19 protein-coding genes are annotated in these 17,660 nt (G+C 61.8%); 9 read left to right on the top strand and 10 right to left on the bottom strand.

Annotated elements, in window-relative coordinates:
* Nucleotides 1–197 precede the first annotated feature (197 nt).
* The 4 genes from DXY03_RS10495 to DXY03_RS10480 are packed head-to-tail and all read left to right on the top strand — an operon-like array spanning nt 198 to nt 3,719.
* A complete protein-coding gene (locus tag DXY03_RS10495; protein ID WP_115010368.1) occupies nt 198–1,028 on the top strand; it encodes a cytochrome c oxidase subunit II in 831 nt (276 codons plus the stop codon).
* 1 nt (nt 1,029) lies between these two features.
* The gene (gene ctaD / locus DXY03_RS10490; protein ID WP_115010367.1) at nt 1,030–2,697 is read left to right on the top strand and encodes a cytochrome c oxidase subunit I; all 1,668 of its coding nucleotides are present in this window, start codon (nt 1,030–1,032) and stop codon (nt 2,695–2,697) included.
* Nucleotides 2,694–3,293, top strand: a complete 600-nt coding sequence (locus DXY03_RS10485) for a cytochrome c oxidase subunit 3 (protein WP_115010366.1) — start codon at nt 2,694–2,696, stop codon at nt 3,291–3,293. Before ctaD ends, DXY03_RS10485 begins: the two co-directional genes overlap by 4 nt.
* A 54-nt stretch (nt 3,294–3,347) precedes the next feature.
* Complete coding sequence (locus tag DXY03_RS10480) at nt 3,348–3,719, top strand: AbrB-like transcriptional regulator (RefSeq protein WP_115010419.1); 372 nt, start codon at nt 3,348–3,350, stop codon at nt 3,717–3,719.
* On the opposite strand, the gene DXY03_RS10475 is transcribed toward DXY03_RS10480, so the two are convergent.
* Entirely contained in the window at nt 3,704–4,372 is a 669-nt protein-coding gene (locus tag DXY03_RS10475; RefSeq protein ID WP_115010418.1) for a riboflavin synthase, read from the bottom strand. The two genes, DXY03_RS10480 and DXY03_RS10475, sit on opposite strands and share 16 nt — an antisense overlap.
* Nucleotides 4,373–4,421: 49 nt before the next feature.
* Here DXY03_RS10475 and DXY03_RS10470 point away from each other — a divergent pair, with 49 nt between their 5' ends.
* Both DXY03_RS10470 and DXY03_RS10465 read left to right on the top strand, forming a co-directional pair.
* Nucleotides 4,422–4,970, top strand: coding sequence for a bifunctional nuclease family protein (locus DXY03_RS10470; protein ID WP_114988245.1), 549 nt, complete (start codon nt 4,422–4,424; stop codon nt 4,968–4,970).
* On the top strand, nt 4,967–6,088 hold the full coding sequence (locus tag DXY03_RS10465; protein WP_115010365.1) for an aldo/keto reductase: 1,122 nt from the start codon (nt 4,967–4,969) through the stop codon (nt 6,086–6,088). Before DXY03_RS10470 ends, DXY03_RS10465 begins: the two co-directional genes overlap by 4 nt.
* Here the strand turns inward: DXY03_RS10465 and DXY03_RS10460 are convergent.
* From DXY03_RS10460 to topA, 5 genes are read right to left on the bottom strand one after another with little or no spacing between them, the layout of a single operon-like run.
* Nucleotides 6,062–7,075, bottom strand: coding sequence for an ABC transporter substrate-binding protein (locus DXY03_RS10460; RefSeq protein WP_115010364.1), 1,014 nt, complete (start codon nt 7,073–7,075; stop codon nt 6,062–6,064). The two genes, DXY03_RS10465 and DXY03_RS10460, sit on opposite strands and share 27 nt — an antisense overlap.
* Nucleotides 7,072–8,271, bottom strand: a complete 1,200-nt coding sequence (locus DXY03_RS10455) for a nicotinate-nucleotide--dimethylbenzimidazole phosphoribosyltransferase (RefSeq protein WP_115010363.1) — start codon at nt 8,269–8,271, stop codon at nt 7,072–7,074. The genes DXY03_RS10460 and DXY03_RS10455 overlap by 4 nt, the downstream gene beginning before the upstream one ends.
* A complete protein-coding gene (locus tag DXY03_RS10450) occupies nt 8,243–8,896 on the bottom strand; it encodes a DUF2232 domain-containing protein (protein ID WP_115010362.1) in 654 nt (217 codons plus the stop codon). The genes DXY03_RS10455 and DXY03_RS10450 overlap by 29 nt, the downstream gene beginning before the upstream one ends.
* On the bottom strand, nt 8,893–9,321 hold the full coding sequence (locus DXY03_RS10445) for a hypothetical protein (protein WP_115010361.1): 429 nt from the start codon (nt 9,319–9,321) through the stop codon (nt 8,893–8,895). The genes DXY03_RS10450 and DXY03_RS10445 overlap by 4 nt, the downstream gene beginning before the upstream one ends.
* Nucleotides 9,321–12,035 (bottom strand): type I DNA topoisomerase, encoded by a 2,715-nt coding sequence (gene topA / locus DXY03_RS10440; protein ID WP_115010360.1) that lies wholly within the window; start codon nt 12,033–12,035, stop codon nt 9,321–9,323. The genes DXY03_RS10445 and topA overlap by 1 nt, the downstream gene beginning before the upstream one ends.
* Before the next feature lie 111 nt (nt 12,036–12,146).
* On the opposite strand from topA, the gene DXY03_RS10435 reads away from it, so the two are divergent.
* From DXY03_RS10435 to DXY03_RS10425, 3 genes are read left to right on the top strand one after another with little or no spacing between them, the layout of a single operon-like run.
* Nucleotides 12,147–13,718: an NAD(P)H-quinone oxidoreductase subunit N gene (locus DXY03_RS10435; protein ID WP_115010359.1), complete on the top strand. Its 1,572-nt coding sequence runs from the start codon at nt 12,147–12,149 to the stop codon at nt 13,716–13,718.
* Nucleotides 13,711–14,409: an ABC transporter ATP-binding protein gene (locus DXY03_RS10430; protein WP_114988237.1), complete on the top strand. Its 699-nt coding sequence runs from the start codon at nt 13,711–13,713 to the stop codon at nt 14,407–14,409. Before DXY03_RS10435 ends, DXY03_RS10430 begins: the two co-directional genes overlap by 8 nt.
* Nucleotides 14,410–14,428: 19 nt before the next feature.
* Nucleotides 14,429–14,815, top strand: coding sequence for a response regulator (locus tag DXY03_RS10425; RefSeq protein ID WP_115010358.1), 387 nt, complete (start codon nt 14,429–14,431; stop codon nt 14,813–14,815).
* Here DXY03_RS10425 and DXY03_RS10420 read toward each other — a convergent pair.
* From DXY03_RS10420 to trxA, 4 genes are read right to left on the bottom strand one after another with little or no spacing between them, the layout of a single operon-like run.
* The gene (locus DXY03_RS10420) at nt 14,757–15,329 is read right to left on the bottom strand and encodes a HAMP domain-containing sensor histidine kinase (protein ID WP_115010357.1); all 573 of its coding nucleotides are present in this window, start codon (nt 15,327–15,329) and stop codon (nt 14,757–14,759) included. The genes DXY03_RS10425 and DXY03_RS10420 overlap by 59 nt on opposite strands.
* Nucleotides 15,330–15,368: 39 nt before the next feature.
* Nucleotides 15,369–16,160, bottom strand: coding sequence for a biotin--[acetyl-CoA-carboxylase] ligase (locus DXY03_RS10415; RefSeq protein ID WP_115010356.1), 792 nt, complete (start codon nt 16,158–16,160; stop codon nt 15,369–15,371).
* Complete coding sequence (locus DXY03_RS10410) at nt 16,144–17,334, bottom strand: aminotransferase class I/II-fold pyridoxal phosphate-dependent enzyme (RefSeq protein ID WP_115010355.1); 1,191 nt, start codon at nt 17,332–17,334, stop codon at nt 16,144–16,146. The genes DXY03_RS10415 and DXY03_RS10410 overlap by 17 nt, the downstream gene beginning before the upstream one ends.
* Nucleotides 17,321–17,647: a thioredoxin gene (gene trxA / locus DXY03_RS10405; protein WP_170950537.1), complete on the bottom strand. Its 327-nt coding sequence runs from the start codon at nt 17,645–17,647 to the stop codon at nt 17,321–17,323. Before trxA ends, DXY03_RS10410 begins: the two co-directional genes overlap by 14 nt.
* Nucleotides 17,648–17,660: the final 13 nt, after the last annotated feature.

The following is a 17,660-nucleotide window of genomic DNA, read 5'->3' as shown; positions in this document are numbered from 1 at the left end:
ACAAGCTCCATCCGATGCACCCAAAAGGGATTGCTTGGACCGTAGCGATGCAGAAGATGACGTCACGCTGTGTGGACGTCTGCAACACAAATGAGGAAAAATCATCCCCTTTTCCTGACAGAAATAAGGCCTTAACAATCACTTCATGGAGAACCGCAGCCAGGCCCATACGCTGATGAAAACCTGGGATTGATCAGGTGCAGATCCCATCCGCCATTCTCACGTTGGTGATCGGGATGGTTCTTGCTCTGGGCGGCCTATGGATCGGCCAGAACATCAACCTTCTCCCCATCGATGCGAGCGCCAACGCGCCGATTTACGACGAGCTTTTTAAGGTTCTATTCACGATTGGCAGCATTCTGTTTATCGGAATCGTTGGTCTTCTCGTGTTCAGCCTGATTCGCTTTCGGCGACGCAGCGGCCAGCTCGGCGACGGCCTTGCCATCGAAGGAAACCTGCCACTTGAAATTTTCTGGACAGCTGTTCCTGCTGTTGTGGTGCTGTTTGTTGGTCTGTACAGCTACGACATTTACGACCGGATGGGTGGCATGGTGCCTCTGGCCCATGACCACATGGGCGAAGCCCACGACGAACAGATCTGGGGAGGCATCAGTTCAGGCTCGATTGAATCAGCCATCGCAACAAATGCTTTACCCGTTGAAGTGACAGCCATGCAATTTGCCTTCCTCTTTCATTACCCAGAGGGAGACATCACGTCAGGTGAACTTCATGTGCCAGCCGATCGACCGATCACTCTGCGGATGGAAGCCAAAGATGTGATTCATGCCTTCTGGGTGCCTGAATTTCGCTTGAAGCAGGACGTCATTCCCGGCCAACCAACCCAGCTGAGTTTCACACCTACACGCACCGGCCGTTATCCAATCGTGTGCGCCGAACTCTGTGGGCCCTACCACGGTGGAATGCGCTCCACCGTTGTGGTGGAAAGCCCGGAGGACTGGGACAGCTGGTACAGGGACAACGCCAAAGCCGCACCTGAAGACGAAACGCTCACCATCGCGAACGCCTGAGATGACCATCAGTTTGCCCCCGGAAACGTCCAGCCCTCCACGCCTTCAACCCAGCGGCTGGTTGCGATATTTCAGCTTCAGCGTTGATCACAAGGTGATCGGGCTGCAGTACCTCGTCTGCGGCTTTGTTTTTTATCTGATTGGCGGGGCCCTAGCCGGTGCCATTCGCACGGAACTCACCAGTCCCGTGTCCGACTTCATGGCACGTGATGTCTACAACCAGGTGCTGACGCTCCACGGCACGGTGATGATCTTTCTCTGGATTGTCCCCGTGGTGAATGGTGCTTTTGGAAACTATTTGATCCCCTTTTATGTGGGTGCAAGGGACATGGCCTTCCCGCGCCTGAATGCTGTGGCGTTCTGGCTGATCCCTCCAGCCGGTTTGATGCTTATCACCAGCTATTTCCTTACGGGGGCTGCGCAATCGGGCTGGACGGCCTATCCACCTCTGAGCATCACCACACCAGCAACTGGGCAAATCATCTGGATCTTGAGCGTGCTGCTCCTGGGCGGAAGTTCGATCTTCGGAGGCATCAACTTCATCGCCACCATTCTCAAACTGCGTCGCCCCAGTTTGAAACTAATGCAGCTCCCCATGTATTGCTGGGCGATGCTGGGCACCAGCATTCTTGTGGTTCTCTCAACACCGGTTCTGGCGGGAACGTTGGTGTTGCTGAGTTTCGACATCGTTGCCCATACAGGCTTCTTCAACCCCACCCTTGGGGGAAACGTGGTGGTTTACCAGCATCTGTTCTGGTTCTATTCGCACCCAGCCGTTTACATTATGGTCTTGCCGGCCTTCGGGTTGGTGAGCGAAATCCTGCCGGTTCATGCCCGTAAGCCGCTGTTCGGCTACGTGACGATGGTGTATTCGATCATGGCCATCGTTGTGTTGGGCCTGATTGTGTGGGCGCACCACATGTTCACCAGCGGCACACCTCCCTGGATGCGCCTGTTCTTCACCATTGCAACCGCATTCATCGCCGTTCCCACCGGCATCAAATTCTTCAACTGGTTGGCAACACTCTGGGGCGGCCGCATCAGCCTCAACAGCGCCATGCTGTTTTCCTGCGGTTTCATCGTGAACTTCGTGCTCGGAGGCATCACAGGGGTCGCCCTGGCGCAGGTGCCGTTCGACATTCATGTGCACGACACCTACTTCGTCGTCGCGCACTTCCACTACATCGTCTTCGGTGGATCGGTGTTCGTGATCTTCGCCTCGATCTACCACTGGTATCCCAAGTTCACCGGCCGGATGCTCAATGAAGATCTCGGCCGCCTGCACTGTGCTCTCACGTTCATCGGCTTCAACCTGTGCTTCGGCCCCCAGCACTGGCTGGGCCTCAATGGGATGCCGCGACGCGTTGCTGAATACGACCCCCAATTCACCCTGATCAATCAGATCAGCTCCGTCGGAGCCCTGCTGATGGCCATCAGCACCCTGCCTTTCCTCTGGAATGTGATCCACAGCGCCCTCAGCGGTCCTGTCGCAGGCGACAACCCCTGGAAAGCACTCACGCCCGAATGGCTGACCAGTTCTCCGCCACCGGTCGAAAACTGGATTGGTGAGGCCCCTCTGGTGGAAGAGCCCTACGGCTACGGCGTCCCACCGGACGAGCTGGACCTGACCGCAACCAGCGGTCGTGATCTCTGGAGCAGCGGCAAATGACCACCACAGTTCCCACGAAGAATCAGAACCACAGCCACGGGGAGCATGCCGAGCATCCCGATCACCGCATGTTCGGCCTGGCCACATTTCTTGTAGCGGACGCCATGACCTTCGCCGGCTTCTTTGCGGCCTACCTCACCTTCAAAGCGGTCAATCCCCTACCGGATGGAGCCATCTATGAACTGGAGCTCCCCCTACCCATCCTCAACACGGTTCTGCTCCTGGTGAGCAGTGCCACCTTCCACCGGGCCGGCCAGGCGATCCGACAGGACGACCACGGCCGCTGTCGACACTGGCTGCTGATCACCGCAGGCCTGGGCCTGGCCTTTCTGGTGAGCCAGATGGTGGAGTACTTCACACTCCCCTTCGGTCTCACCGACAACCTTTACGCCAGCACCTTCTTCGCCGCCACGGGATTTCATGGTCTCCACGTGACCCTCGGCGCCCTGATGATCCTGATCGTCTGGTGGCAGGCGAGGCAGCCGCAGGGCCGTGTGACTGCAGCCGACCACTTCCCCCTGGAAGCAGCGGAGTTGTACTGGCACTTTGTTGATGGGATCTGGGTGATTCTTTTCGTGATCCTTTATCTGCTCTGATCCCTTGCCTTGATTGGCGAGCGTGGCCAGAATTCAGTTGAATCAATTCCTGAAATGCTGGTCGGCAAGGAACTGCTGGACAAGGCCAGATCGCTCAGCAATCGGCCGGAAGATGACATCGCCCGCGGCTGCGGCTACGTCGGCCCCAGCGGACGACTGCTGAAAAAGAGTTTCTATCGGGCTCTGGTGGAGGCAAAAGCGGCGGACCAGGGATGGCAATTGCCGAAAAGCAGCAGCAGTTCCACAGGCGGAAGCCGAGGTCGCCAGGCCGAATTCCGAACCCGTGTGCATGGCAACGGCAACCTGCTGATCGGCCACGCTTACACCCGTCGGCTCGGCCTGGAACCCGGCCAGGAGTTCAAGATCGAGCTGCAGCGGGACTCCGGAATGATCGTTCTGCAGCAGATGGATCAAGACCAGCCGTGAGCCGCCAGCCAGCTGGCTGAAAGATTCTCGGTCTTGTTGTGGCCATAGGTGTTTCCGTCATCGGCAGCGGCGGCATGCAGCAGCCGCTCGGCGTAACGGGCCAATTGATCGGCCTCCAGGTTCACGGTGTCCCCGGCAGCCAGGTGTTTCAGGGTCGTCGCCTCCCAGGTGTGGGGGATGACGGCGAGGCTGAATGTCGTTCCATCGGCTGAACAGTCAGCCACCGTGAGGCTGATCCCATCCACCGCGATGCTGGCCTTCTCACAGACATAACGGCCGAATCGGGGATCCGACCAGCGGATCGACAGGGCCCAGGAGTGGGGGAGGGTCTCCACGCAGGTGACTTCTCCAGTCGCATCCACATGACCGCTCACCAGATGACCTCCAAGGCGGTCGCTCAGTCGAAGCGCTGGCTCGAGGTTCACCGCACCACCACGGTCCGCTTTGCGTCCCAACGTGGTGCGGCGCAGGGTTTCCTCACTCACATCGGCGCGGAAACCATCCGCGATCAGCTCTGCTGCCGTGAGGCAAACGCCATCCACAGCCACGCTGTCGCCAAGGGCCAACGGGGCAAAAGGAGCACAGCCCCAAACCACCACCGCCCCGGCACGGCGCTCGATCCTTCCAACTGACTGCACCAGCCCCGTAAACATCGCCCGCAGCGGCTCTCTGGCCATAATCGGATAGAGCTGCGCCGCCGACATGGTCGAAATGAGCGTCGCCGGAATCGCCCTCGATGCCGCCAGCCGCACACCCATGGTGCTGCTGCGGGATCCCAGTGGCCGCCGTCAGGTGCCGATCTGGATCGATCAGGCGCAAGCCCACAACATCATGGCCGGACTGCAGGGGGGAGAACCACCACGACCCCTCAGCCATGACCTGATGGCAGCACTGTTGGTGGCTGGGGGGCTCGAACTGGAACGCGTGATCGTCCACGCGATTGAAGACAGCACCTTTCATGCGGTGTTGAAGCTGCGACCCGATCTGGACGAAGCCGAGTTGGCTGAAAACGAAGTGCTGGAACTGATCGAAGTGGATGCCCGACCCAGCGACGCCATTGCGCTGGCGATCCGCACGGGCAGCGGCATCTGGATGCTGGAAGAGGTGGTGGCGGAAGCCTCGATACCGGTGGATGCGGAGGCAGATGCGGAAGATCAAAGTGCCTTCAGCCGTTTCGTCGACGACCTCAGCCCTGCGGCCTTGGTGCGCCATCTGCGCAACCAAGACAGCGAGACGCCCTCGGAGGAGTGAACACCCGCGCCTTCGGCAGCGGCCGCCCCGTCAGCCTGTTCACCCTCGGCACGATGCGTGCCCTGAACTCAGCGGCCCAGATGGCCGAGGTGCTTGACGCGGCAGCGACAGCGGGGATCAACCATCTGGAAACCGCCCCGGCCTACGGACCTGCGGAACGTTTTCTGGGAGAGGCCCTTCGCCAGAACAGCCGCACAGGGTCTGACCACTGGGTGATCACCAGCAAACTGCTGCCAGGGCTGAGCTTCGAGGAAGGACAACGCCGCCTTGATCAAATTCTGGAGCGCCTGGGCTGTCCACAGCTCGACAACCTCGCCATCCATGGCATCAACCGGGAGGAGCACCTGGACTGGGCACTGGTGGGTGATGGGTCCAGGCTTCTGGACTGGGCCGTCAGCAGTGGACGCGTCAGCCAGGTGGGCTTCAGCAGCCATGGCAGCAACCCGCTGATCGATCGGGCGCTGCGCAGCCAGCGCTTCAGTTTCTGCAGCCTGCACCTGCATTGGCTGGATCCCCAGCGCCTGCCCCTGGCCCGTTGGGCCCTGGCGCACGGCCTCGGAGTGATGGCGATCTCCCCTGCCGATAAAGGCGGTCGCCTCCAGGCCCCCAGCCCAACACTGGTGGAGGACTGCACCCCCTTTGCCCCCCTCGAGCTGGCCTACCGATTCCTGCTGGCACAGGGCATCAGCACCCTGACCGTTGGCGCCGCAGCTGCAGGGGATCTTCAACTCGCCGCAACCCTGGCGCAGGGGGATGGGCCCCTCAGCCAGGCCGAGCAACAGGCTCTGGTCACAGCAGAGCGGCGGCTGCAGGAACGGCTTGGCCAGGAGCATTGCAAGCAGTGCCAGGCCTGCCTTCCCTGTCCGAACGAGGTTCCGATCCCCGAACTCTTGCGGATGCGCAATCTGGCCATTGGCCATGGGCTCACCGAATTTGCGCAGGAGCGCTACAACCTCATCGGCCGTGCCGGTCACTGGTGGGAAGAGCACGACGCCTCCGCCTGTGAACGCTGTGGGGAGTGCCTTCCCCGTTGCCCGCATCACTTGCCCATTCCTGATCTGCTGGCGGACACCCACCAACGCTTGAAGGCTTCACCGCGACGGCGGCTCTGGAGCTGAATCACGCCAGCGCTCTTCCAGGGCACTCCGGTCTTCGGACAACAGCGGTGGCAGCGACCAGCAGCCCGACCAGGTGTCTGCGGACGGAAAGAGCAGAGGCCGCAGACGCGCCGATAGGGCGTTCTGATCCACCATCAGCCCTGGCGATGCAATCGGAGCCCGCCATCCCTGCTGCACCAAGCGGCGACGCAGGGGATCCCGCCATCCCTGCTCGACCCAGCGCTGGGGAACCGGTTCACGACTGGCCTCCGGCCTGAGCAGAACAGTCCAGTGCAAGGGCGCGCCGGAGGCAGGCAGGATCGCCCGAAGACGGGGATCCCGCCCCAACAGAGCGATGCAGCGGCTCAGGGGAAGAACCACCACCTTGGCCTCACCCTTGAGCAACCAGTTGGTGGCTTGACGGTCGTCATAGGTGAGGGCCTGGCGACGCAGCGAAGGCAAAGCCTGGCCTCCGCCCAAATGGTCCGCCAGGCTCATCACCAAGCGGGGGCTGGCGGGAAGCACCACACGCCCTGCCATGGCGGAATCCAGCAACAGGGGCCACCCCTCCTGGGACATGGCCGGGTCATCCCGCAGCAGCATCACCCAGGGGCTGACGGCCAGCGGCAACACCCGATCCTGAAGAGCACCGAGGCTGGCCAGCAGAGCCTTGGCCTGACCATCCAACTGACTCAGGAGCGGTTCAGAGGCAATGGGCTGGAGCGTGTCCGCTGGATGGGCATCAAGCCATCCATCACCGATCACCAACACATCGGCACGCGCCTGATCCGCCGGCGTCCAGTCCTGCTGGGCTGGAGCCAGCGTCAGGCTCCAGGGCTTGGGCAAGGCATCAGCCCACGGTTTCGGCACAACCCCAGCCGGAGCCATCAGGGTTGGCGCGGATGTCGCCGGACGACAGCCCGCCAGCAGCACGGTTCCCGTCGCCCCGATCATCTGGAGCACTTGGCGCCGGCGCAGGGGACCCAACCGCTCTCTCCAGACGTTCATGGGCTTGACGTTACGGGGCGACTGAGCAGCTGCTCCAGGGCGTGCTCACAATCCAGAATCAGATCGGTACAAGAGCATCCACGCAGCTGGGCGAGCAGCAAAAGAGCGCCGGCCCCCACCCCTTCTTTCACATAGCCCCGTTCGTAGTCCCTTAAGGGTTGATGGGTGCTGCTGTGAAAACGCACGCCGCAGGCCAGAACGGAGAGGGCAGCAGCCAGGTGGCTCGCAGTGGCATCCACCAACCCGCCGAAGGGGGACTGACCTGCCAGATCCGCACCCTCATCAGCGAGCCAACCGGTGGTGCCGATCAGCACCTGGGCCGCCAGCTGGTCCTGCTGACGGGCGGGCAAAGCCTGCATCGCCAAGGCCAGAACAGCCAGCATCTGGCAACCGCCCCCCAGCAGCAACGGTTGTCCCGCGGACACCGCACCCACCAACACCCCTGCGGTGAAGGCCTGAAAAGGGTCACCAACAGCGGCCAGGATCTGCTCGGCCGAAGGATGCGCACCAAGCGAAGCCCGCTGAAGCCCTCGGACAACGAGGTCTTTCTTGAGTTGCTGCGGCGGATGAAGAGCACTACCGCTGATCAGATGGGCAACCTCCACGCCGAGGGCCGTCAACACCGCTTGAGCGGTTGTGGTGCCCCCTGGAACACACTCCGCCACCACCAGGGGGCGATGCAACCGCCGCCCCAGCAGCTCTCCCTGTCGCCACAAATGCTGCACCCGCGGCAATGGCATCGCCGCACCACTGGACAGGCAGGCCGAAGGGCCTTGGTCCAGGGGCTCAATATGCAGGTGAGGGAAATCGGGTTTCTGGGCCAAGCCGAGGGCCGCCACCTGCGGCCTCAACGTCAAGCGTCGCGCCGCGACATGGCTGAGCAGGGCGGGGGAGACGCCAGCGGGCAGAGGCGGCAGAGGCCAACGGCGCTGTCGCGCCGGCCCGTGAATCAGAAGCTCCGCATCAGCCAGGGCGGTGTAGCGCCGCGAAGCCACGGTGGAGCCAGCGGCGGAAATCCCTTCATGCTCAGCCGTTTGTGTGGCCGCCAGAACGAGCAAAAGATCCAGCGGTTGATCGTTGGAGGTCCAGGGACGAAGTGCCGCTGCGTCCAACGTTCGTGCACCGAGACCTCCCAGCTGCTGGCAGCCCTCAGGCAACACCGAGGCTTCAGAGGGGATCGAGGGCAATGAGTCCATGCAGCAGCCTCGGGGGCTCCGGAATCGGTGATTTCAGGCGGGGAAAGATCCAGTACGCCAAAGCATGAAGAGACAGCACATAGATGACCTCCTGAACCACCACCAACAGCAACGCCATCAACTGCACCTGGGTGAGATCCGGTGTGATCGGCAGATGCAGTACCGCGATCAAGCGCTCGAGCAGAGCGGAACCGGCCCGGGTGATCACGACCCAGAGGTTTTCTCCCACCAGCAACGAAAGCACCAGAACGCGCACCAAAAACCCTGCTGTTCCAAGAACAACGCCCCCCGACCAGCTCAGCCACCAGCTGATCCCCCGGCACCAGCTCCAGCCCAGCCAGAGCGACAAAAGGCCGTAGGGAAACAGCAGCAGCGGTCCACGCAAAGGGCCCATCAAGGCGGTAAGCAGAAGCACAGAGAGCAGCAGACCCTCTGCACCGGAACGGTTGCCACGACGCAACTGCAGCAGGATCAGGGGCAAGGGAAGGGCCAGACGGAACAGCGCACCACCCACCGGCAAGTAGTACAGAGCCAACCAGATCAGCCCAGTCGCGGCCGCGAGATATGCCCCCTCAACCAGCCTCAGAGCCTGCTGGCGGCTCAACCGGGGGGTCACGTCGGTCATGGTTCAACCCGCTCAATCCGTTCCACCGCAAAGCCAACATCCGCCTCACGCAGGGCGCGGGTGACGGCTTCAGCAGGAGCGGCAGGGTCGGCTCCGGCCAAACGGATGGTGATCCGGTAGGGCGCCTGGGGCAGACGTTGGGATGACACCGTCCGCGGTTTTGGCTGTGGAACGGGATCAGGAGCATCCGTTGCCTCAGGCAGGGAAACAGCCTTGGCCGCCGGCGTGGAGGGAGTCGCAGCAGTAGGGCTGGCAACCGATGGGCTGGCAACTGTTGGGCTGGCCTTCACAACCGGTGCGGGCGCAGCTGCCTGAGCCGGCCTGGCTTCAGGCACCGCGAAGGAGCGTTCCAACTGTTCAGCGACCGGTGTGCCGGCACAGGCCTGCAGGAGCCCCACAGGCAGCAGCCAAAGCAGACGGGCCATCAGCTGTCAGCCGGCTTGATCACCCGCACCGCACTGGCCCTGAGCCGACCGGTCTTGGTGGTGGCGGGGGGTTTCTTGGCCGCTGGTTTCTTGGCGGCTGGTTTCTTGGCGGCTGGTTTCTTGGCGGCTGGCTTCTTCGCGGCGGTTTTACGACCGCCCTTCTTCGATGCTGCCTTGGCGGCGAGCAGTTCCACCGCCTCCTCAAGGGTCACATCGTCAGCGCCCTTGCCTTCCGGCAGCGAGGCATTCACCTTGCCCTGTTTGACATACAGGCCGTAAGGACCGTCATAGACCTGAATCGTTTCATCACTGCCCTCTGGCTTACCGAGGTCCTTGAGGGCGGTGCGTCCACCCCGACCCCGTTTGGGCATGGCAAGCAGCTCAAGGGCACGGCTCAGCCCCACCGCCAGAACATCGTCATCCCCCTTGAGCGATCGGTAATCCTTTTCGCCCTTGCCCTTGTCCCAGACGACGTAAGGGCCAAAGCGGCCCAGCCCCGCCTGAATGCGCCCACCATCAGGATGTTCGCCGAGAAGACGCGGCAAACGGAGCAATCCGAGGGCATCCTCCAGGGTGAGATCCTCCGGCTTCTGCCCCTTGGGCAGAGAGGCACGTTTGGGCTTGGGGTTCTCATCACTCACCTGGCCCCGCTGCACATAAGGCCCGTACTGGCCGAAGAGCAGGTAGACCAAATCCCCCGTTTCAGGATCCTCACCGATGGCTTCGGGGCCGTCGGCCTTCTGTTTGAGGATCAGTTCGGCCTGCTCTTCATCCAGATCAGCCGGAGTGATCTCCCGGGGCAAGGTGGCCTTGATCAGCTCTTCCTCACCGTCGTCGCTGACCCGTTTGGCCTCCAGGTAGGCGCCAAAGCGGCCGATGCGAACCACGGAGGACAAGCCCTCCAGATCGATGGTGCGGGATGCACCGGGGTCAATGTCCCCTTCCCGTTGCTGCACCTGGTTTTCCAGGCCTTCATCACCCTTGAAGAAGCCCTCCAGGTAAGGCAACCACTGCACCTTGCCGTGGGAGATCTCATCGAGGGTGTTCTCCATTCGAGCGGTGAAGCTGGTGTCCACCAGTTCAGGGAAATGCTCCTCGAGCAACGCCGTCACAGCAAAGGCGGTGAAGCTGGGGTTCAGCGCGTTGCCCAACAGCGTGGCGTAGCCGCGATCCACGATCGTTCCAATGATCGAGGCGTAGGTCGACGGCCGGCCGATGCCCTCCTTTTCCAGCATCTTCACCAGTGATGCCTCGCTGAACCGTGCCGGCGGCTGGGTCTGATGGCCAAGGGGCTCAACGGTCTTCGGCTCCGGTGCATCGCCAACGCTCAACGCCGGCAGCAACACTTCCTGACCCTCAAGGGCCGCATCGGGATCATCACTGCCTTCCACGTAGGCGCGGAAGAAACCGGGGAAGTCGATGCGCTTGCCGCTGGCCCGGAAACTGGCCTCGCCTGAGCTGAGATCCACCGAGAGCATCGTGAGCCTGGCTTCAGCCATCTGGCTGGCCACGGTGCGCTTCCAGATCAGCTCATACACCGCCAGATCTCGTCCATCCAGACCGGTTTCACCGGGGGTTCGGAAGCTTTCGCCGGATGGACGAATCGCTTCATGGGCCTCCTGGGCATTGCGGGCTTTGGTGCTGAACTGCCGCGGCCCTTTGCTCAGATACTCCTTGCCGTAAAGGCTCTCCACGCAGTTGCGGGATGCGTTGATCGCCTGATCCGACAAGTGAACCGAGTCGGTCCGCATGTAGGTGATGAAACCGCGTTCGTAGAGCCCCTGGGCACAGCGCATGGTTTCCCGGGCTGAAAGGCGCAGCTTGCGATTCGCCTCCTGTTGAAGGGTGCTGGTGGTGAAGGGAGGCACCGGCTTGCGCACGGTGGGCTTCTCCTCCACCGCATCCACAGTCCAGGCGCTGGTTCGCACGGATTCAGCCAACGCCTTGGCCTCGCTCTCGCTGAGCAGCCGCACGGCACTGCCTGCCTTCAGCCCGCCGGTGCTCTCGTCGAAGTCGTTACCGGTGGCGATCCGCTGGCCACCCACATGGGTCAGCTTGGCCTCAAAGGCACTGCCCGACTGCTCAAGCTGGGCCTTGAGGTCCCAGTAACTGCCGCTGCGGAAGGCGCGGCGGGCCCGTTCCCGTTGAACCAGGAGCCGAACCGCAACGGACTGCACCCGCCCGGCGGAGAGTCCCCAGGCCACCTTTTTCCAGAGGAGAGGGGACAGGGTGTACCCCACAAGGCGATCCAAAATCCGCCGGGTTTCCTGGGCATGGACCAGCTCCATGTCCAAGTCGCGGGTCTGATCCAGGGCCTTGCCGATGGCCTCCTTGGTGATCTCGTGAAACACCATGCGCTTCACCGGCACCTTCGGCGCCAGCAGCTGGAGGAGGTGCCAACTGATGCTTTCGCCTTCCCGGTCTTCGTCCGTCGCCAGGAGCAACTGATCAGCACCCTTGAGGGCGTCCTTGAGTTCGCGAACCGTCTTCTTCTTGTCCTTCGGGACCACGTACAGCGGCTCGAAATCCGCGTCGGTGTTCACACCGAGGTTGGCCCATTTCTGCCCCTTGGCCGATGCAGGAATCTCGCTGGCGTTGTTGGGAAGGTCGCGGACATGCCCCATGGAGGCTTCGACCTTGAATCCCTTGGGAAGGAAGCCACGGATGGTCTTGGCCTTCGTGGGGCTCTCAACGATGACGAGGGTGTGCGCCACTAGCGGCAGGTAAACCGTTCCCCTTCTTTATCGCACCGAGCAGCGCTCTGCATGACCGTCGGCGCGTCAAGCGCCGCTACAGTCGCCCCAGCGCAACGGTTCCAGGCTGCCATGCCCGACATGGGTGCTTTCCTTCTCGCCACCCAGGCCACGGCTGCCCCTGGTGAGCTGCTGAATCTCTCTCTAAACGCCTCCGCCGTACTGCCCGAAGCTGCAGTTCTGCTGGCGATGATCGCCACCCTCTTGGTGGACCTGGCCGGCGAAAAGGTCGCCACACGTTGGGTGCCGCCGATTTGCTACCTGGGCCTGGGGACCTCCCTGGTGCTGCTGGCCCTGCAGTGGAACGCACCGCTGGAGCCCTCGTTCCTTGGAGCCTTCCTCGCCGACAACCTGGCGGTGGCGTTCCGGGCTGTGATTGCCTTGTCAACGCTTCTGTCGCTGCTGATCAGCTGGCGTTACGCGGAGAAGAGCGGCACACCTGTTGGCGAGTACGCCGCCATCCTCCTCGCCGCAACCCTCGGCGCCATGCTCCTTTGCGGGGCAACGGATCTGGTGAGTGTGTTCATCTCGCTGGAGACACTCTCCGTCGCCAGCTATTTGCTGTCGGGCTACATGAAGCGGGATGCCCGCAGCTCGGAAGCAGCACTCAAATATCTGCTCGTGGGATCGGCAGCCGCTGCTGTTTTCCTGTACGGCTCTTCCCTGCTGTACGGCCTCAGCGGCAGCACCAGCCTCGACACCATCGGCCTGGCTCTGCAAACCAGCACCACACCTCTGGCTGCTTTGGCCCTGGTGTTCGTCTTGGCCACCGTTGCATTCAAGATCGCAGCCGTTCCCTTCCACCAATGGACGCCTGACGTCTACGAAGGCTCACCAACCCCTGTGGTGGCGTTCCTTTCCGTGGGTTCCAAAGCCGCCGGATTCGCCCTGGCCCTTCGCATCCTGGTGGGTTGCTTTGGTGCCTTCGACGATCAATGGAAATTGCTGTTCACCGTTCTGGCGGTGTTGAGCATGACCCTGGGCAACGTTGTTGCTCTCGCCCAGACCTCGATGAAGCGCATGCTGGCCTACAGCTCGATCGGCCAGGCCGGCTTCGTGATGATCGGCATGGTCTGCGGCACCGAGGACGGTTTCGCGGCCATGGTTCTGTACATGGCGGCCTACCTATTCATGAACCTAGGGGCCTTCGCCTGCATCATCCTCTTCTCGATCCGCACAGGAAGCGATCGAATTTCTGATTACGCGGGGCTTTACCAGAAAGATCCCCTGATCACCCTCGGCCTGAGTCTTTGCCTGCTTTCTCTGGGTGGCATTCCGCCAATGCTGGGTTTCTTCGGAAAGATCTATCTGTTCTTTGCCGGTTGGGCGAACCACGAATACCTGCTTGTGGTGGTTGGCCTGGTCACCTCCGTGGTGTCGATCTATTACTACATCTCCGTCATCAAAATGATGGTGGTGAAGGAACCCCAGGAGGCCTCCGATGTGGTCAAGGCCTACCCCGACGTGAATTGGTCGTTGATGGGGATGCAGCCGCTTCGGGCTGCCCTGATTGGATGTGTGGCGATCACCGCCGTTGGTGGAATCCTCTCTAATCCCCTGTTCCAGTGGGCCAACACAGCGGTTGCAGGAACTCCATTGCTTCAACAGGCCATCGCCCTGTCAAGCCTGAAGGGTCTTGGCTGAGGCTGTGCAGCAGCCGGTTGCTGAGCTCAGGGGGATCAGCAAGATCTATGGATCTGGTGATCTCGAAGTCAAAGCTCTGGACCAACTGAATCTCACCGTTCAGGAGGGGGATTACCTGGCGGTGATGGGGGCCAGCGGCTCAGGCAAGAGCACGGCGATGAACATCCTTGGCTGCCTCGACCGGCCCACCAGTGGCACCTACCGGCTCAATGGCACGGCCGTTGAACAGTTGGATGACGATGCCTTAGCCGACGTTCGCAACCGCTCGCTCGGGTTTGTCTTTCAGCAGTTCCATCTGCTCGGCCACGCCAGCGCCATGGAGAACGTGATGCTCCCGATGATCTATGCGGGGGTGCCCAGGGAGGAACGGATCGAGCGTGCCCAATCGGCCCTGCGCCGCGTTGGTCTAGCGCAGCGTTTGGAGAACAAGCCCAATCAGCTCTCCGGAGGGCAGCAACAACGGGTGGCCATCGCCCGGGCCATCATCAACCGCCCCAGTCTGCTGCTGGCGGACGAACCCACAGGGGCTCTGGACTCCAGCACCACCGCCGAGGTGCTGGAACTGTTTGATGAACTCCACCAACAGGGCATCACCCTGGTGATGGTGACCCATGAGGACGATGTGGCGGCCCGAGCACAACGCATTGCTCGATTCCAGGATGGTCGGGCGCTCACTGGATGCCCACAATGAGTGCAGTGCCCCTGCGCTAATGGAGGAGACCCCCAAGGCTCTTCGTGTTGCAGTCGTGGAGGATGATCCGTGCATTCAGCAGCTGATCAGTGCTGAAATCACCGATGAGGGGCACGCCTGCATCTGCTTCGGGTCCGCAGAAGACTTTCTCGACGAAGCCGGCTCTGATCGTTTCGATCTGCTGCTGCTGGACTTGATGCTGCCAGGCATGGACGGCTTGGCCTGCCTGAAACAGCTGCAGCACCAGGCTGCTTCCCAGCCTGCGTTGAGGGTGGTGATCGTGACGGCTCTCAATGACGCCGACAAGAAACACGAAGCTCTGGCGAATGGAGCGGAGGCCTACGTGCTCAAGCCGGATCTGTTCGAACAGCTGCCGCAACTGCTCCAGACCCGTTCGATGGTCTGAGCTTCAGATGCAAGCGAACGACTGTGGTGGTTCCTTGCGATGAGGGCTGCTGGTGGAGCTCCAACGTTCCTCCACACCCCCTGACCAGTTCGCGCGCTAAGGAGAGCCCCAGACCCGGGCCCTCCACCCGTTCGCCATTCCGTTCGGGCTTGCCCCGGAAAAACGGTGCAGTCCAGCGTTCCAGATCCTCCGAAGCCACAGGAGCGCCAAGGCTCTGACTGGCGAACTCCAGAATGCAATGGTCGCGCCCGTCACTCCCAGCAAGACTGAGCTGAATCGGCATGGATCGATTGGCGTGCTGGCAGGCGTTGTCGAGCAACTGATCCAATGCCAGCATCAAGGCCCGAGGGTCGGTTTGAACCACCAGTTCATCCCCCCGTTCGATGCCCTTCAGCTGGAGACTCGGCGCCAGCTCCCGAGAGGCCTCATACCAGCGCTGAAGCAACGGCACCAGGAGATGGTCGCCACAGCTGACCACATCCGGATCAGCGCGAACCAAGCCAGCAACGGACAAGACGGCTGTGCTCAGAAATCCTATGGATGGGACACCAACTCAGGGCCAGCGGCGCCAGGTTTCAGTCCTTGAACCCTGACGCAACCGCAGCCCTCCATCACGTTCAAGGCCAGCAATCCTCCAGATCTGACCGTCTTGAGGATGGACGAGCTGATCAGACCAGAGCCTGGCCTGAACGCCATCGAGGCACCAGGCCCCATCGCCTCCTTCGTCGTGACAATGATCGAAGGCCAGCAAAACCTCCGCCGTCCATCGGATCGGATCCGCAGCCTGCTGTCCTTCAAGCCTTCTCAGGGCAATGGCATGGCCAGGAACTGCATTCCGCACATTTAGGCCCAGGCCGATGCGTAGCAAACGCAGCTGGGAGCCCCGCTGCACCACCCCTGGCAGAAGGCCCGCCAATTTGCGGCCGTTCACGAACAGGTCGTTGGGCCATTTGATCTGAACCGAAAGGCCCTGCTGCTCAAGCCGGTGCACCACCGAAAGGGCCAGCGCCAAGCCAAGCAAGCCGGCCTGACCGGACCCTTGGCTCCGCCAAGGCAAAGCAGCACTGATCCAGACACCACCTGGCGGAGAAACCCAGGCGCGCCCCCATTGGCCAACTCCCCGGCGCTGGTGGGTGGCAATGACGGCGCGAGGTGCCATCAATGAAGGCTGATCGCGCAACCAGGCCCCCAGCAGCTCCTCCGTGCTGCTGCACACAGGAACATGACGGATGGACCAGTGGCGTGCCGAGGCACCAGCGAGGCGGCGATACGTCGCCATCAACCGGCCACCACCGAAGTGTGGGAATCGATGTTGCGGGATGCGTGGATCAGTCATCCATCGCATCCGCGAGACGCGATGCAGCGTCCACCAACTCATTCACTGGCCGCACAAGCGCCATGCGCAGCCACTGGCGACCGCCGACACCAAACCCAGACCCAGGGGTCAAGGCGACACCACTGCGCTGAAGCAGTTCCCTCGCGGCATCTTCATCACTCCAGCCCCGACAATGGGCCGCATCAGGCATTGGGAACCAGAGGTACATCGCCATCTCTGGACAGGGAACCGACCAACCGCGTGCCCTGAGGGTCTCGACCACACGATCCCGTCGTTCGCGATAGGTCGGATGCAGTTGCCGCGGCCAATCGGGGAAGCGTTGCAAGGCCTGAATCGCACCCTGCTGCAGAGCCAGGCTCTGGTTGAAATCGATGACGGCCTTGGCGCGACGCAGGGCGGCAATCAGCGGTGCCGCACCAACTGCAAAACCAAGTCGGAATCCCCCAAGGCACCAGCCCTTCGAAAGGGAGAAGAATTCAATGCCGCACTCCCGCCAGTTCGAAGCCTGCAACAGCGAGGAAGGCTCTCCATCCAGGGCGAGATCCACATAGGGATTGTCGTGAGCGATCACCACGTCATGCCGAGCTGCGATCGCCGTGATGCGATTGAGATCCTCCTGATCCCCCACCCGGGCTGAAGGGTTGTGGGGATACCCCAAAACGAACAGCTTCAGTTGATCCCAGAGCTGGGGGCTGATGGTCGTCAGGTCTGGCCGCCAGTCGTTTTCAGGGGAAAGAGAAAGGGCCGTGGTCCGGGCTCCCGCCAGGTGCAATCCACCGGTATGGGACGGATAACAGGGGTCTAGATGCATGGCGGCGTCACCGGGATCCAGCACCGCCAGCGGCAGATGGGCGGTTCCTTCCTGGGATCCCACCAACAACTGGACCTCATGATCAGGATCCACGGCAACTTCGAAGCGGTACCGACACCAGTCCGCGACGGCGGCATGAAAAGGCCTCAGTCCGGCTTGAAGGCAATAGGAGCTGCTGCTGGACTCCATGACCGCTGAGGCCATGGAGTCCAACAACGCCGGGGGAGGCCGAAGATCAGAGGACCCGATGGAGAGATCCACCAGATCCGGACGGACCGAAGAAGACGCCTCGAGCCGATAAGCCTGTTTGGCGGCATCAACACGGGCAAAAACAGCGCTGCCCAGTGAGGCAAGCCGCTTAGAGGTTGGCATCCAGGAAGGACTGCAGCTGCGGTTTGGCGATGGCACCTTCATGCCGCGCCACCACTTCACCGTTGCGGAAGAGGATCAGTGTGGGAATGCCCTGAACCTGGTAAGCGTCACGGGTCTGAGGATTGGAATCCACCTCGAGCTTGCCGACGCTGACGCGATCGCCATAGTCGCTCGCCACCCAATCCATCAACGGTGCGATCAGTCGGCAGGGGCCGCACCAGGCAGCCCAGAAATCGACGAGGACCGTGCCGGAAGCCTTTAGAACTTCACGTTCAAAACCAGCGTCGGTGAAATCGGCAACAGCTCCAGCCAAGGCACTCAAATGA

The sequence above is a fragment of the Synechococcus sp. N5 genome (assembly GCF_900473925.1).
Taxonomy (GTDB): Bacteria; Cyanobacteriota; Cyanobacteriia; order PCC-6307; family Cyanobiaceae; genus Parasynechococcus.
The sequence above is the reverse complement of the archived record's forward strand: the minus strand, read 5'-3'. Positions and strand labels throughout refer to the sequence as shown.

Coding starts and splice junctions, on each gene's coding strand:
- DXY03_RS10435 (WP_115010359.1), top strand. CDS start 12,147: ATGCCCGACATGGGTGCTTTCCTTCTCGCCACCCAGGCCACGGCTGCC.
- DXY03_RS10480 (WP_115010419.1), top strand. CDS start 3,348: ATGCTGGTCGGCAAGGAACTGCTGGACAAGGCCAGATCGCTCAGCAAT.
- ctaD (WP_115010367.1), top strand. CDS start 1,030: ATGACCATCAGTTTGCCCCCGGAAACGTCCAGCCCTCCACGCCTTCAA.
- DXY03_RS10425 (WP_115010358.1), top strand. CDS start 14,429: ATGGAGGAGACCCCCAAGGCTCTTCGTGTTGCAGTCGTGGAGGATGAT.
- DXY03_RS10410 (WP_115010355.1), bottom strand. CDS start 17,334: ATGCCAACCTCTAAGCGGCTTGCCTCACTGGGCAGCGCTGTTTTTGCC.
- DXY03_RS10445 (WP_115010361.1), bottom strand. CDS start 9,321: ATGGCCCGTCTGCTTTGGCTGCTGCCTGTGGGGCTCCTGCAGGCCTGT.
- DXY03_RS10460 (WP_115010364.1), bottom strand. CDS start 7,075: ATGAACGTCTGGAGAGAGCGGTTGGGTCCCCTGCGCCGGCGCCAAGTG.
- DXY03_RS10475 (WP_115010418.1), bottom strand. CDS start 4,372: ATGTTTACGGGGCTGGTGCAGTCAGTTGGAAGGATCGAGCGCCGTGCC.
- DXY03_RS10455 (WP_115010363.1), bottom strand. CDS start 8,271: ATGGACTCATTGCCCTCGATCCCCTCTGAAGCCTCGGTGTTGCCTGAG.
- DXY03_RS10450 (WP_115010362.1), bottom strand. CDS start 8,896: ATGACCGACGTGACCCCCCGGTTGAGCCGCCAGCAGGCTCTGAGGCTG.
- DXY03_RS10415 (WP_115010356.1), bottom strand. CDS start 16,160: ATGCGATGGATGACTGATCCACGCATCCCGCAACATCGATTCCCACAC.
- DXY03_RS10485 (WP_115010366.1), top strand. CDS start 2,694: ATGACCACCACAGTTCCCACGAAGAATCAGAACCACAGCCACGGGGAG.
- DXY03_RS10470 (WP_114988245.1), top strand. CDS start 4,422: ATGGTCGAAATGAGCGTCGCCGGAATCGCCCTCGATGCCGCCAGCCGC.